Here is a 14,085-nt window from a genome sequence, read left to right on the forward strand (position 1 = left end):
CGTTTCAACGTTCTGCGCTACAGCGTCCTTTATGATGAGGATTGCCATCAATGATCGGTCGGACGTCACCCGCCTGTCGCTGCTGCTGACAGTGGCGGCGTTGGTGTTCGTCACGGTCGTATCATTGACGATCTATCCCCGGTCGCTGTGGCTTTGGCAGATCGCGGTAAGCTGGCCGCTGACCACCTTGATCACCTTCACGACCACGCGGATGATCAGTTTGCAGCTTCTCGAGATCGGGCGATTGAATGCGGAATTGCATCGGTTGGTAAGCCGTGATCGGTTGACGAATGTCGCCACGCGCGATGCCTTTTTCAATCGTCTGGCCGAACGGCAGCACAGTGCCGGTATCGCGTTGATGGTGGACATCGACTTTTTCAAGAAGGTCAATGACAGCCATGGGCATCTCGCCGGGGACGCGGTTATCGCGCATGTGGCGACCATGCTGGGCCAAGAGGTGCGGGTGCGCGATATCGTCTGCAGATTCGGCGGCGAAGAGTTTCTGGTATACCTTGATGGTGTGGATGAACCGACGGCAGAGCTTGTGGCGGAGCGGGTGCGGGCCCGCGTCGCACGGTCGGAGATCACGGCTGAAGGGCGTTCGATCTGGGTGACGGTTTCGATTGGAGTGTCGCGGAAATTACCGGTGAGCGATATCCAACAGGCTGTCCGGCAGGCGGATGCGGCGCTTTACCGGGCGAAGGCAGCGGGCCGGGACTGCGTGATTCTGACACCTGCGGAAATTTCCACATTGGACATCCGCCCGAAAGCGTCCTGACGGGGGCATCGGTGACCATAGGGCGCGCAAAGGACGCCGGGGGCGACAAGCCATGGCGCGCGCGGCGATCCACCGCGCTGGTCCGGGCAAGAACCTTTTGTGCGTCCTGGCAGAACCGCGTAAAGCGGGCGCAGATCAGTAGAGGAGGCGCGCGACATGGCGGCACTATTGGACAATATCGATCCCGACGGGCTTGAGGAATTCTCGGTCGTGTTCACGGACCGCTCTTTGAACCACATGAGCGGGGCGTTTCAGGCCGTGATGCGCGACATTCACGAAATGCTGTGTGAGGTGTACGGCGCGGAGGGGGCGGTGATCGTTCCGGGCGGCGGAACTTTCGGCATGGAAGCGGTCGCGCGGCAATTTGCACGGGATCGCAAGGTTCTGGTCGTGCGCAATGGCTGGTTTTCCTATCGCTGGAGCCAGATCATCGAAAGCGGGGATCTGACTGCGGAAGCCACCGTCATGAAGGCGCGCCAGACGGGCAATTCCTCGACCTCTCCCTTCGCGCCCGCGCCGATCGACGAGGTTGTGGCGGAAATCAAAACGCGCAAGCCGGACGTGGTCTTTGCCCCGCATGTGGAAACGTCGGCGGGCGTGATCTTGCCGGACGATTACATTCAGCAGATGGCTGCGGCCGCGCATGAGGTCGGTGCCTTGACGGTGCTGGACTGCATCGCATCGGGCTGTGTCTGGGTGGATATGCGCGCACTTGGCGTCGATGTTCTGATCTCTGCGCCCCAGAAGGGGTGGAGCGCGTCGCCCTGCGCCGGGCTGGTCATGTTGTCGGCCAAGGCCTTGGCGCGGTTGGAGGAAACGACTTCGGACAGCTTTGCTGCGGACCTCAAGAAATGGCGTCAGATCATGCAGGCCTATCTGGATGGCGGCCATGCCTATCATGCGACCATGCCGACCGATGCGCTGCGCGATTTTCGGGACACCATGCTGGAAACCCGCGCCTATGGCTTTGACAAGTTGCGGGATGCACAATGGGCGCTGGGCCGCGCGGTGCGGGAGATGATGGCGCAGAAAGGTCTGCAATCTGTTGCCGCTGATGGTTTCGGTGCGCCGGGCGTGGTCGTCAGCTATACCTCTGATCCCGATGTGCAAAACGGCAAGAAATTCGCCGCCCAAGGGATGCAGATCGCTGCCGGTGTGCCGCTGGCCTGCGATGAGCCTGCCGATTTCCGCACGTTCCGGATTGGGTTGTTCGGTCTGGACAAGCTTTATGATGTCGACGGCACCGTCGCGCGGCTGCGCAAGACCGTCGACAAGGTCCTGTAATCCGGCGCGGTTTTACCGAACGCCCAGCCCCATCTGCATCAGCATTCGGCGGATGGGGGGCAGGCCATAGATCGCTTGCAGCCCCGCCGCGCGGGTGTCGCGCAGGGGCTGACTGGCCGCCTGGCTGGCGCGGTTCAGCATGTCTATCCCCGTCACGCGCAGGCTAATATCGCGGTGCCGGGCGGCGTGATACGCATCTAGCATCACCATGTCGCCCAGCCCATCCGGGCGTTCCTGGGCAAGGTCCAGAAGGCAATCCAGATCGCGCAGGGACATGTTGAGCCCCTGTGCGCCAATCGGCGGCACCACATGGGCGGCCTCGGCCATAAGTGCGAGCCGTTCGCCCGACATACGCTCTGCCTGCTGCGAGATGATCGGCCAAACCGTCCGGCGCGAGGCGAGTGTCAGCGGCCCGAACAGATGACAAGAGCGTTCCGACATGGCGGTTTCGAACGCGGATTGTTCCATATGCGCAAGCTCTTGCGCACGCGGGCCGTCTTCCATCCAGACCACGGCGGAAGAGGGGCGTCCGTCGAAATCGGGCAGGGGCACCAGTGTGAATGGCCCGCCGGAGCGGTGAATCTCGGTCGAGACATTTTCATGCGGAATCGGGTGCGTGACCGCGAAGGCCAGCGCCTTCTGGCCATAGCGTTTGGTGCGCACGCCGATCCCGGCAGCCTCGCGCATCGGAGAGCCGCGCCCATCGGCGGCGATCACCAGCTTGGCGGTGATCCGGCTGCCATCGGTCAGGCTGACGCGGGCCTCTGCCGTGCGGGTGAACAGCCGTGTGGTGGCGACACCGGGGCGAAAATCAACGTTCTCCAACGTGCGAAGGCGGCCCAGCAATTCGCGCCGCAGCAGCCAGTTGGGGAAATTCCAGCCGAAGGGCAGGTCAGACAAGTCAGCGGCCTTGAAGTCATGTGTCACGCGCGGCTGTGCGATTTCGCCGCCCGCATCGACGATCCGCATCACCTCAAGCGGCATGCCGTGCGGTTCCAGATCCTGCCAAATGCCCGCCGCGCTCAAAACATCGCGGGCCGGTTGCAGCAGCGCGGTGGTCCGCAAATCCGCGCCTTCCACGTCGCGCTCTGTCACCGGGGGGGTGGGATCGACGCAAACAACGGAAAACCCGGCATTGCCGAAGGCGGCTGCTGCGCAAAGCCCGGCGATACCGCCGCCGGAGATCAGGATGTCGGTATGTGTCATGCGTCCAAAGCTAGGGCCGGGCTGGCCATGTTTCCAAGCGGCATCGTGTCACGCGGGGGATTACCTGTCGGTGAGCAGGCGCAGGAAATAGGCCAGATCGTCGGTATGGTGGTGAATATGATCCGCAGGGCTGGGCGCTTCGGCCACATGGACGGTGCGCATCCCCAGCGCGTGAGGCACGGCCAGATTGCGTGGGTCGTCTTCGAACATGGCGGCACGTTCGGGGACAAGCCCATCCTGTTCGAAGACTTTGGCGAAAGCGCCGGCTTCGGGTTTGGGCAGGAAATCGGCGTGCTCCACCCCATAGATCGCGTCGAACTGGCCTGACAGCCCCCGCGCGGCGATGACCTTTTCCGCATAGGGCGCACAACCATTGGTGTAGACGATCTTGCGCCCCGGCAGTGCCGCGATACGGGCGGCCAGATCGGCATCGGGGGTCAGCGTGTCGAAAGAGATGTCATGCACTTCTGTCAGATAGGGCGCGGGGTCGACATCATGTTCGCGCATCAGCCCGGCCAGCGTCGTGCCGTAGCTTGCCCAGTAATGTTTGCGCAGCCGGTCCGCTTCGGGCCGGTCCACACCGGTGGCGTTCATCACGAACTGCGTCATGCGCACTTCGATCTGGTCGAAAAGACGCGCCGACGGCGGGTACAGCGTGTTGTCGAGGTCGAACACCCAAGTGTCGACATGGGAAAAGGCGTCGCGTGGCATGGGGCCGGGATACTGCGGCGCGATCTGCGGGACAAGGGGGCAGGCAAATCGTGCAACGCATGGGCGCGGGGACAAGGGGCCGCAGGCTTAACGCTTGCTCTTTGCGCGGCGGGGTCGGTAAGGTGCCGGGATCAAACCGCCGATGGAGAGGGAGGCGACCTTCAATGGCCGTAACCAAACTTGCACCGACGGATGCCTATTCGATGATCCTCGCCGCGATTGACGAGGGGGTCTATCGGCCCGGCAACAGGCTGGTGGAAAGCGAATTGGCCGAACGGTTCGGCGTCTCGCGCACCCCGATCCGCGAAGCGCTGCAACGACTGGAAACGCAGTCGCTGCTTGAGCGGGACGGGCGCAGCCTGATCGTCGCGACGCTTGACCATAACCAGATGGCAGAGCTTTATATCGTGCGCCGCGAATTGGAGGGGCTGGCGGCCAGTCTGGCGGCCAAACATGCCACCGCCGAAGAAGTCCGCCTGCTGCGCGATATGGTGAAGATGGACGACCAGTTGACCAACGATCCAGCAGCGCTTGCCCGCGCCAACCGGCGGTTTCACAAGCAGATTCACCTTGCCTCGCATAACCGCTATCTGGTTCAGCAGCTTGACCTTGTGCACCGGACGATGGCGCTGATGACCTCGACCTCTCTTGCGGCGCAGGGGCGGTCCGAGATCGCGCAGCGCGAACATGACAAGATCGTCACCGCGATTGAAAACCGGGATGAGCAAGCCGCCGGAAAGGCGCTGCGCGATCACATTTCGATCGCCTTCATGACCCGGTTGCAGCAGGACGCGGAAGCTCGGCGGGAGGATCTTTAGCCGGAATGCAGGGCGGGGCGGAGACGCCATGCTCTGTCTTGTCCCAGAAAAACGGGCGCAGCACGAGTTCATACAGCGCCTTGTAGATCGCAACGCTCGCCATTGGGAAATAAGCGATCATCGTGATGGTCCATGGCAGAAGATGCCGGTGCTGTTGCCGCCGCACCGCCGCCATATGGATCAACAGCGCCATGACTTCGCAGCCGGCGAAGAACCCGATCAGGACCGGCTGCGCGCCCGCCCCGGCAAGCCATGGCAGCAATCCGGCAGAGACCAGCCAAAAGCTCCATAATACAGGGGCCAGCAGGAATTGGCTTAGCGCGGTCACGAAGAACAGTTGCAGGCCCAGAAATCGCAGCGGCCCCAGGTCGCGCCATAGCTGCCGGGGCGCGCGCATATGGACGGCCCATGTGATCGCGAACCCCTTGAGCCAGCGTGAGCGTTGGCGAATCCACGGCCAGGCGCGGCAGTTGGCCTCTTCATAGGTGACGGTTGGGATCAGTTCGGTGCGGTACCCGGCGCGGGCAAGGCGCACGCCAAGGTCGGCATCCTCAGTCACATTATGCGCATCCCAGCCGCCAAGCTCTTCCAGCTCTTTGCGGCGGAAGAACAGGGTGGTTCCGCCCAGCGGAATCACGAAGCCCAGCCGGGCCAGTCCCGGCATGATCAGCCGCCACCACGCGGCGTATTCGATGGTGAAACAGCGCGCGATCCAGTTATCCCGCGAATTGTAGTAGTCGAGCCGCCCTTGCAGGCAAACGACCTCTGGCCCGGCGGTATGGAAGTGTCGCACGACCTGTTCGATCTGGTCGGTTTCTGGCGAATCCTCGGCATCCCAAATGCCAACGATGCTGCCCCGGCAGAAATCCAGCGCGTAGTTCAGCGCGCGCGGTTTCGTCATCAGCCCGGAGCCTGACGGCACTTCGATGACCCGCATCCATTGCGGCAATTCGGTTCGTGCCAGTGTTTGCTTGGTGATCTCGTCGCTTTCTTCGAGCACCAGAATGATGTCGAGCAGCGCCTTGGGATAAGTGAGCCGTTCCAAGCGGTGAATCAGCGCGCCCGCGATTTCCTTTTCGCGCAGCAGAGGCACCATCACTGACACGCGCGGCAGGCGCAGCGGGGTGATATCGGGCGCGTCCTCGGGCGGCTTGCGCCGAATCTCTGCCCAAAGCTGCGTGCCCGCGGCGGTGATCTTCAGCGCCATGGACATGGCCAGCGTGACGATCGCGATCCCCGCCAGGCCAAGCGCAAGGGATTGCGGAGAGCGCACCGCCCAAAGCAGCAGGGCGGCAACCAACAGGACGGACACCGCGTGCCGCCGCCATTGCACCTGCCCCCAGTTGCGGCAGGAATAGACGTCTTCAACCCGTGTTTCCGCCTGCTGCGTCAGTTCCGGACGGTAAAGCGCTTGAATCGCGGCGCGCACCGCTTCGGGTTCGGCAAGGACCGGCAGCACGGTCAGCCCGTCATCGGGCCGTTCCGACTTGAGCGCATCGCAGTGATGTGGGTGCGACATCGCGACCAGCAGGATGTCCCCAAAGTGCCGCCAAGGTACCGCATTGTGGCGCAAGCACAGATCGACCCCCATCAGCGCGGCCATTTTCGGGGCAGGGGGCTGGGCGGTCAGGTCCGTCAGGCCCATACCATGTTGCTGCGCGAGCGCTTGCTGCAACTGTTCGGCCGTAATGATCCCTTCGGCCAAAAAGATATCACCAAGCTGCGCGTCGATCCGGCGCTGCTGGGCCAGCCCGTCTTCCAGTTGCTGTTCGGTGATGGCCCCCATATCGACAAGGATACGCCCCAGCAGCCGAGGGCCACGCAGAGGCGGACGCCCACCTGAATGGGCGCCTGGAAGAACTGTCGACAACGCATTCTGCGTACTCACGCATCATCCCTTCTGGCTGCTGCGCGAATCTTTAGACTGAATTAGGGTTAAGGCCGGATTAATCCCCGGCCGTAAGCAGACGGAAAAGCTGGGGAAAACGTCCCACGCTTAGGCGAAAGGGCAGAACGCGACGTTAGGAGGCGCGTTCTTGCATCGCAGCGGCGAACCGGTCGAACAGGTAATAGCTGTCCTGCGGGCCGGGACTGGCTTCGGGGTGGTACTGCACCGAGAAGATCGGCTTGTTTTCAACCCGGATGCCACAATTGGACCCGTCGAACAGCGACGTATGGGTTTCCTTGACGCCCTTGGGCAAGGTCTGCGCATCCACCGCGAACCCGTGGTTCATCGAGGTGATTTCGACCTTCCCGGTTTCAAGGTCTTTGACCGGATGGTTGGCCCCGTGGTGGCCGTGATTCATCTTGATCGTCTTTGCGCCAAGGGCAAGCGCCAGCATCTGGTGGCCGAGGCAAATACCGAAAACGGGCAGGTCTTTCTCAAGAATGGTCTGGATCATCGGCACCGCGTAGCTGCCCGTCGCTGCCGGATCACCCGGGCCGTTGGACAGGAAAACACCGTCGGGTTCGTGGGCCAGAACTTCCTCTGCCGTGGCGGTGGCAGGCAAGACCGTGACATCGCACCCGGCAGAGGCGAGGCAGCGCAGGATGTTGCGTTTTGCGCCATAGTCGATGGCAACGACCTTGTGGCGCGGCTCGGTCAAGGTGCCGAAGCCTTCGGGCCAGTTCCAGCGCGTTTCATCCCAACGGTAGGACTGCGCGCAGGTCACTTCCTTCGCAAGGTCCATGCCTTCCAGGCCGACAAACTTGCGGGCCGCATCGACCAGCGCATCGGTGTCGAAATTCCCATCCGGATCATGGGCCAGCGCGACATGCGGCGCGCCGGCCTGCCGGATGGCGCGGGTCAGGCGGCGCGTGTCGAGGCCCCCAATCGCAATCCGGCCCCGGCTGGCAAGCCAGCTCGACAATGGTTGCACCGCGCGCCAGTTCGACGGCTCCGTCGGCATCCACTTCACGACCATGCCCGCCGCAACGGGATCGCCGGTCTCGTCATCGTCGGGATTGACGCCGACATTGCCGATATGGGGGAAGGTGAAGGTCACGATCTGTCCCGCATAGGACGGGTCTGTCATGATCTCTTGATAGCCGGTCATGGCGGTATTGAAGCACAGTTCAGCGGTTGTCTGACCAGTTGCGCCGAAGCCCGTTCCGAAAAACAGCGTTCCGTCGGCGAGGGCAAGACAAGCGGTCGGGCGAGGCTCGGTCATGGGGGGCTACCTGTAGGAATGGGGCAAATTGGCGGGAACCTAATGCCGCCCGGCGGCAGGGTCAAGAGTAGGAAAAAAAGAGTTTCCCTTTATTTTCAGTGCCTTGCTGCGGGGCTCTTTGGTTGCAGGGTCATCGGCTTTTGCGTATGGTCCGCCACCTGACGGCCCGACCACTCACCGGGCGAGATGAGGATGACACATATGACCGATCTTCGCACGCGCGTGACCGATGCGCTGAAGCAAGCGATGAAGGATAAGGACCAGCAGCGGCTGTCGACACTCCGGCTGATCAATGCTGCGATCAAGGACCGTGATATCGCGGCGCGCGGCGAAGGCAAGGAAGAGGGCGTGGGCGATGATGAGGTGCTCGCGATCCTTGGCAAGATGACGAAGCAGCGTCAGGAAAGCGCGCGCGCTTATGAAGAGGGCGGGCGGCTGGATCTGGCAGAGCGCGAGATGCAGGAAGTCGCTGTTATTGCGGAATATCTGCCGCGGCAGCTGAGCGATGAAGAAGTCGAAGCGGCCGTGTCGGCGACCATCGAAGAGATCGGCGCTGAAAACGTGCGGGACATGGGCAAGGTGATGGGCGCGCTCAAGTCCAAGTATACCGGCCAGATGGATTTCGGCGCCGTGGGCGCTTTGGTCAAATCCCGCCTTTGCGGTTGAGATAGGGCAGGGGCGGCAGATCGCCCCTTTGCCCAAACGCCCGGCGGTTCAAGGCGATGCGCCGGGTGAGCGACCTTCTTCCTACAATTCAGACGGTTTCCCTACGGGGGCGATGCGCGTCGATGTCATGGGCCGTGATCCCACGCGGTGTATCACGCCCGGCGCAGGGCGCGGGCCAGATCGTCGTAAAGCTCGATTCGCTCTTCTTCGGACAGGAAGGCACCGATCTCCACCTCCCGGCCTTCACCGCGCAGGGTGACGTAATGGGGCACGGGGCCTTCGGTGTCGTATTTGGTCACCTGCGTCCAATAGCGGTTGCATTCCCATTCCTGCACCTGCCCGTTCGGGTCAGTGCGCGACAGGTGGGCCATGTCGTCTGACAGGGTCAGCACTTCAAGGATTTGCCGCGCCTTGTGGTTGCGTTGCAGGGCGAAATAGATGCCCCAGACAGCGAGCATCAGAAACGGCAACAGCCCCCAGAGCACGGGCGAGCCCAGCAGCGGCAGGGCGGGGATCAGGATCATCGTGAACGTCGTCAGGACAACTGCCGCCATGCCGCGAGCGGGGAGCGATTCATAGGGCCACAGACGAAGTTCCTGTGTCGGGGCGGGTGATGCGGACGTCCAGCGATAGGGCATAATGGGCGGGCGAGTTGATGAATGTGTGTAGAGCTAGAATAATCCGAATTGAGGTTGCTGACAGGCACCGAATTGACGCAGTGCGCGCTTTACAGGTCCTTCGGCGAGGACTGCGCCGGGCGCATCTGCGGCCTTGCGGAGGTAAAAAGCGAAAATTCGTAGCCGCCGAACACCTCATGCGCATTGACCCGTTTGTCGTGCCAATTGACCAAAAGCTCCTTTCCGGTCTTGTCCCAAACAACGACGCAGAACTTTGATGATTCAGGGTTGCAACTGTCTTTGCCCAAAATGGTCACGTAAAACGGATCGATCAGGTTTCGCTGAATCAGCACCCAGGCGCGAACCTCCCGGTCGGTGACGAAGACACCGGCGACAAGTAGTGCGCCGGCAAGCGCGATCAGACCCACGCCAGACATACCGCCAAGAAGGTTGGAGACCTGGAATTTTTCGCCCCACGCCACGTATATCATTCCGGCGATCATGCCGCCCGCCAATATGACTAATATCCAGAAGAACGGACCCGTCGCGAGCGAGACTTGTTGCCCGATATTCGCGATGTCGTCGGGGGATATATCAACTTCCATGACGTGCCAGCCTTTTCCACTCTTAACCAAAACACCATTAGGGCCCAAGCCTTGCAAAGCGGTTCACATGGCGGGGGGTGTTTGTTTTTCCTAGTGTATTTTCCTTCGGCGAGTTTGGAGTTCAACTAAAAATGGAAGCTTCTGTTTGAAGTGATTGCCGACCTGATCGGGCGAGGCGGCCAAACCCGCCCGTCTGCCAGCGCTGCTGGCATATCGGCCCCCCTAACAAAAAAGCCCCGCCATTTTGGCGGGGCTTTCGATCTCTATTTGCACGGATGATTAATGCGCGTGCTTGTTATCCCAGTCTTCCTGCTTGGGCAGGATTTCGAAGGTATGCTCCGGCGGCGGGCTGGGCAGTGTCCATTCCAGCGTGTCCGCATATTCGTTCCACGGGTTGGCTTCGGTCACTTTCGCGCCACGCAGCAGGGCGTAAGCGATGATGCCGAAGAACAGCAGGAACGAGGCGAAGGACAGGTACGCGCCAAAGGACGACCACTGGTTCCAGTAGGCGAACGCCTCCGGGTAGTCGATGTAGCGGCGCGGCATGCCCTGACGGCCCAGGAAGTGCTGCGGGAAGAAGGTCAGGTTTGCACCGATGAACATCATCCAGAAGTGGATCTTGCCGAAGGTTTCGGAATACATCCGGCCCGTCATTTTGGGCAGGTAGAAGTAGATCCCGGCGAAGATGGCAAAGACCGCGCCCAGCGACATCACGTAGTGGAAGTGTGCCACCACGTAGTATGTGTCGTGGTAATAGCGGTCGACGGCAGCCTGGCTCAGCACGATGCCGGTCACACCGCCAACGGTGAACAGGAACAGGAAGCCAAACGCCCAGAGCATCGGTGTCTTGAACTCGATCGAGCCCTTCCACATCGTTGCGATCCAGGAGAACACCTTCACACCTGTCGGCACCGCGATGACCATGGTGGCGAGCATGAAGTAGGCCTGTTGCTCAACGCTCATCCCGACGGTGTACATGTGGTGCGCCCACACGACGAAGCCCAGAACACCGATCGCAATGATCGCCCACACCATCGGCAGGTAGCCGAAGATCGGCTTGCGCGAGAATGTTGCAATCACGTGGCTGATGATGCCGAAGCCCGGCAGAATGATGATGTACACTTCCGGGTGGCCGAAGAACCACAGGATGTGCTGATACAGGATCGGGTCACCGCCACCGGCAGGGTCGAAGAAGGTGAAGCCGAAGTTACGATCCATCAGCAGCATGGTGATCGCGCCCGCCAGAACCGGCAGGGACAGCAGAATCAGCCAGGATGTGACGAAGATCGACCACGAGAACAGCGGTACCTTGAACAGCGACATGCCAGGGGCACGCATGTTCAGGAAGGTGGTGATCATGTTGATCGCACCAAGGATCGACGACGCGCCTGACACGTGCACGGCGAAGATGGCGAGGTCCATGGACATGCCGCCTTCGTTGACGGAGAGCGGCGGGTACAGAACCCAGCCCACGCCAGAGCCAAGCTGGTCGTTACCGCCCGGCGCCAGCACGGAGCAAACCGCCAGCGTCGTACCGGCAACATAGAGCCAGTAGCTGAGGTTGTTCATCCGCGGGAAGGCCATATCCGGCGCACCGATCTGCAACGGCATGAAATAGTTGCCAAAACCGCCGAAAAGGGCCGGAATCACGACGAAGAACATCATCAGGATGCCGTGGCCCGTGATCAGCACGTTCCAGAGGTGACCGTTCGGGGTACATTCAGCGGAAGACTGGAAGAAACGAGCGCCTTCCATACACATGTACTGAACGCCCGGTTCCTGAAGTTCCATCCGCATGTAAACGGTGAACATAACCGAGATAAGGCCAACAAAGGCCGATGTGATCAGGTAGAGAATCCCGATATCTTTGTGGTTGGTCGACATGAACCACCGGGTAAAGAATCCCCGGTTGTCTTCATGTTCGTGGCCGTGAATGGCTGCGTCTGCCATATGGCGTGCCTCCTGTTAGACAATCCTGCGCGCGAAACGTTACCCGGACAGATTCCGGACTTATTCTGGTTCTAGAATGGGATTGGTGAAGGATCAATGAGCGATCGTGCCGCAGGTGTGGAAAGATTTGCGGCGGGTCGCGGGGGCCGTCGGGGCGCAGCCGTGCTTCGGCCTGCTTTGTGCAATGTGGGGTTTGGCGGGCCGCGCCGTCCTTCTCACGTCTATCTCACGGGCCGCGCAGGGGGGCGGGGCGGCACCTGTGACGTAGCATCGCAGCGCCCGCGATCTTGGGCGGGCGCTGCGCGTTCGCAAAAAGCTTAGCCGACCAGACCGTTGTCATCCCGCTTGATCGCGATGACCGAGGACCGCGGCAGGCCAGACCCGGTAGGCCAGGACCCGCCCGGATGCTGGATGCCGACGAACATGGTGCGCCGGTCGGCGGACCAGCAGATCCCCGTGACCTCGCATCCCTTCGGCCCTGTCATGAAGCGGGCGATCTCGCCGGTGACGGGGTCGCCCACAAGCATCTGGTTGTTGCCCTGTCCGGCGAAGTCCTCTTCGTTGCTGTCATCGCCATCGGTCTGAATCCAGACCAGACCGTTGCTGTCAAAGGCCATGCCGTCGGGCGAATTGAACATATTGCCCGCCGTGACATTGTCGGACCCGCCATAGACGTTGTTGTAAACCTCCGGGTTGCCCGCCATCACGTACAGATCCCAGTCGAAGGTCGTCGCCGTGTGGTCGTCGTCATGGGGACGCCAGCGCACGATCTGGCCGTAATGGTTGGTCTCGCGCGGGTTGGGGCCGTTGACCGGGGTCTCATCCCCGCCGGCGTTGGGTTTGACGCCACGGTTCTTGTTGTTGGTCAGGCAGCAATATGCCTCGATGGCCTTGGGATTGACGGCCACCCATTCGGGGCGGTCCATCGTCGTCGCGCCCACGGCGGACCCGGCCTGACGGGCAAAGATCAGCACCTCGGCCAGCGATGCCATACCGGTGGTCTCCGGCGTCAGCGCCAGCCATTCGCCGGTGCCGTCATCGTTGAACTTCGCCGCGTACAGCGTGCCGTCATCCAGCAGCCCGTCGGTCGGCCCGCCCGTGGCATAGGTGCCATTGGAGACGAACTTGTACAGGAACTCGCCGCGTTCATCATCGCCCATATAGACGATCACATGCCCATCAGCGGAAAGCGTCACGGCCGCGTTCTCATGCTTGAAGCGGCCCAGCCCCGTATGCTTGACCGGTGTGGATGTGGGATCGGTCGGGTCGATTTCGACAATCCAGCCCGCGCGGTGCGGCTCATTTGGGTTTTGCGACACGTCGAAACGTGCATCCCATTTGTGGTAATCATAACCCCAACCATCGGTCCCGATGCCATAGCGCGCATAGCCGGGGGCAAGCGGCGCGGGGTCGCCTTCCGCCACCTCGGCGGTGGAGCCGAAATAGCCGTTGAAGTTCTCTTCGCAGGTCAGATAGGTGCCCCACGGCGTTTTGCCCGACCCACAATTGTTGAGCGTGCCAAGGCTTTGTGTGCCGGTCGGATCGGCCTGCGTCTTCATCAGGTCATGCCCGGCTGCGGGGCCGGTGATCTGCATCGGCGTGTTGTGGTGGATGCGCCGGTTGAAGGGGCTGTCCTTCACCACCTGCCAGCCGTTTTCGCCTTCGCTCACTTCGATCACGGCCACGCCTTGCAGGTTTTGCAGCTTGCGCACGTCATCCGCATTGGCTGGGGTGCCCTCCTGCGCTGCAGGCAGGTTGGTCTTGCGGTTGGTGTATTCGTGGTTGATCGCGATCAACTGGCGACCTTGGAACACGAAGGTCTCCATCCCGTCGGTATTCTCGCCAAAGACCATGTCCGACCCTTCCAGCGGGCCGCCCTCGGTGATGTCATAGCCGTCGGCGGCGGACATCAGCGGATCGCCCCAGCTGACCATGACTTGACTGGTAAAGCCTTCGGGCACGTGAACCATGGCGTCGGTGTGCGCCGCGATCGGCTTGAAGGGGAATCGGCTTGCGGTTTGCGCCTGCGCCGAGGTGGAGGACAGCAGCCCGCCCGTCATCACCGCCGCGCCAGAGCCAAAGGCCAGCGCCCCGCCCAGAAAGCCACGTCGCGAAATCGCACGCTCAACCACTTGGTCGAACTCATTTTCTTCTGGCCGGGGGAAGTTCTGTTCGTCCCAGTCATCGGCGGAGAGCATCGTCGGATCTATGTCTTTCACGGGAACACCTGTCATCTAGATGGGGTATGGGGTGGCAGGCCGCAGGCCCACCGCATCGTCC

12 protein-coding genes are annotated in these 14,085 nt (G+C 61.7%); 4 read left to right on the top strand and 8 right to left on the bottom strand.

Annotated elements, in window-relative coordinates; all coding sequences use genetic code 11:
- Window positions 1-31: 31 nt before the first annotated feature.
- Together E4Z66_RS10925 and E4Z66_RS10930 are read left to right on the top strand one after the other, a co-directional pair.
- Window positions 32-778, top strand: coding sequence for a GGDEF domain-containing protein (locus tag E4Z66_RS10925; RefSeq protein WP_136463010.1), 747 nt, complete (start codon window positions 32-34; stop codon window positions 776-778).
- A gap of 156 nt (window positions 779-934) precedes the next feature.
- A complete protein-coding gene (locus tag E4Z66_RS10930) occupies window positions 935-2,062 on the top strand; it encodes an aminotransferase class V-fold PLP-dependent enzyme (RefSeq protein WP_136463011.1) in 1,128 nt (375 codons plus the stop codon).
- A 12-nt stretch (window positions 2,063-2,074) separates the two neighbouring features.
- Here the strand turns inward: E4Z66_RS10930 and E4Z66_RS10935 are convergent, their stop codons facing one another.
- Complete coding sequence (locus tag E4Z66_RS10935; protein WP_136463012.1) at window positions 2,075-3,268, bottom strand: UbiH/UbiF family hydroxylase; 1,194 nt, start codon at window positions 3,266-3,268, stop codon at window positions 2,075-2,077.
- A 60-nt stretch (window positions 3,269-3,328) separates the two neighbouring features.
- The gene (locus E4Z66_RS10940) at window positions 3,329-3,979 is read right to left on the bottom strand and encodes a pyrimidine 5'-nucleotidase (protein ID WP_136463013.1); all 651 of its coding nucleotides are present in this window, start codon (window positions 3,977-3,979) and stop codon (window positions 3,329-3,331) included.
- Between the two features lie 164 nt (window positions 3,980-4,143).
- Between E4Z66_RS10940 and E4Z66_RS10945 the strand changes: the two genes are divergently transcribed.
- Window positions 4,144-4,797, top strand: a complete 654-nt coding sequence (locus tag E4Z66_RS10945; protein WP_136463014.1) for a GntR family transcriptional regulator — start codon at window positions 4,144-4,146, stop codon at window positions 4,795-4,797.
- Here E4Z66_RS10945 and E4Z66_RS10950 read toward each other — a convergent pair.
- Window positions 4,748-6,685 carry a glycosyltransferase family 2 protein gene (locus E4Z66_RS10950; protein ID WP_246035969.1) on the bottom strand — a complete coding sequence of 646 codons (1,938 nt, stop codon included), beginning with the start codon at window positions 6,683-6,685 and terminating at the stop codon, window positions 4,748-4,750. The two genes, E4Z66_RS10945 and E4Z66_RS10950, sit on opposite strands and share 50 nt — an antisense overlap.
- A 133-nt stretch (window positions 6,686-6,818) precedes the next feature.
- A complete protein-coding gene (carA, locus tag E4Z66_RS10955; RefSeq protein ID WP_136463015.1) occupies window positions 6,819-7,967 on the bottom strand; it encodes a glutamine-hydrolyzing carbamoyl-phosphate synthase small subunit in 1,149 nt (382 codons plus the stop codon).
- Window positions 7,968-8,168: 201 nt separating this feature from the next.
- Here carA and E4Z66_RS10960 point away from each other — a divergent pair, with 201 nt between their 5' ends.
- Window positions 8,169-8,633 (top strand): GatB/YqeY domain-containing protein, encoded by a 465-nt coding sequence (locus tag E4Z66_RS10960; RefSeq protein WP_136463016.1) that lies wholly within the window; start codon window positions 8,169-8,171, stop codon window positions 8,631-8,633.
- Window positions 8,634-8,785: 152 nt separating this feature from the next.
- Here E4Z66_RS10960 and E4Z66_RS10965 read toward each other — a convergent pair whose 3' ends face one another.
- The 4 genes from E4Z66_RS10965 to E4Z66_RS10980 form a co-directional block, all read right to left on the bottom strand.
- Window positions 8,786-9,271: a DUF2244 domain-containing protein gene (locus tag E4Z66_RS10965; protein ID WP_136463017.1), complete on the bottom strand. Its 486-nt coding sequence runs from the start codon at window positions 9,269-9,271 to the stop codon at window positions 8,786-8,788.
- 89 nt (window positions 9,272-9,360) lie between these two features.
- Window positions 9,361-9,855, bottom strand: a complete 495-nt coding sequence (locus E4Z66_RS10970; RefSeq protein WP_136463018.1) for a hypothetical protein — start codon at window positions 9,853-9,855, stop codon at window positions 9,361-9,363.
- A 279-nt stretch (window positions 9,856-10,134) separates the two neighbouring features.
- On the bottom strand, window positions 10,135-11,805 hold the full coding sequence (ctaD, locus tag E4Z66_RS10975; RefSeq protein ID WP_136463019.1) for a cytochrome c oxidase subunit I: 1,671 nt from the start codon (window positions 11,803-11,805) through the stop codon (window positions 10,135-10,137).
- 317 nt (window positions 11,806-12,122) lie between these two features.
- Entirely contained in the window at window positions 12,123-14,024 is a 1,902-nt protein-coding gene (locus tag E4Z66_RS10980; protein WP_136463105.1) for a PhoX family protein, read from the bottom strand.
- Between the last annotated feature and the right edge of the window lie 61 nt (window positions 14,025-14,085).

Source organism: Aliishimia ponticola, assembly GCF_004803475.1.
GTDB lineage: Bacteria > Pseudomonadota > Alphaproteobacteria > Rhodobacterales > Rhodobacteraceae > Aliishimia > Aliishimia ponticola.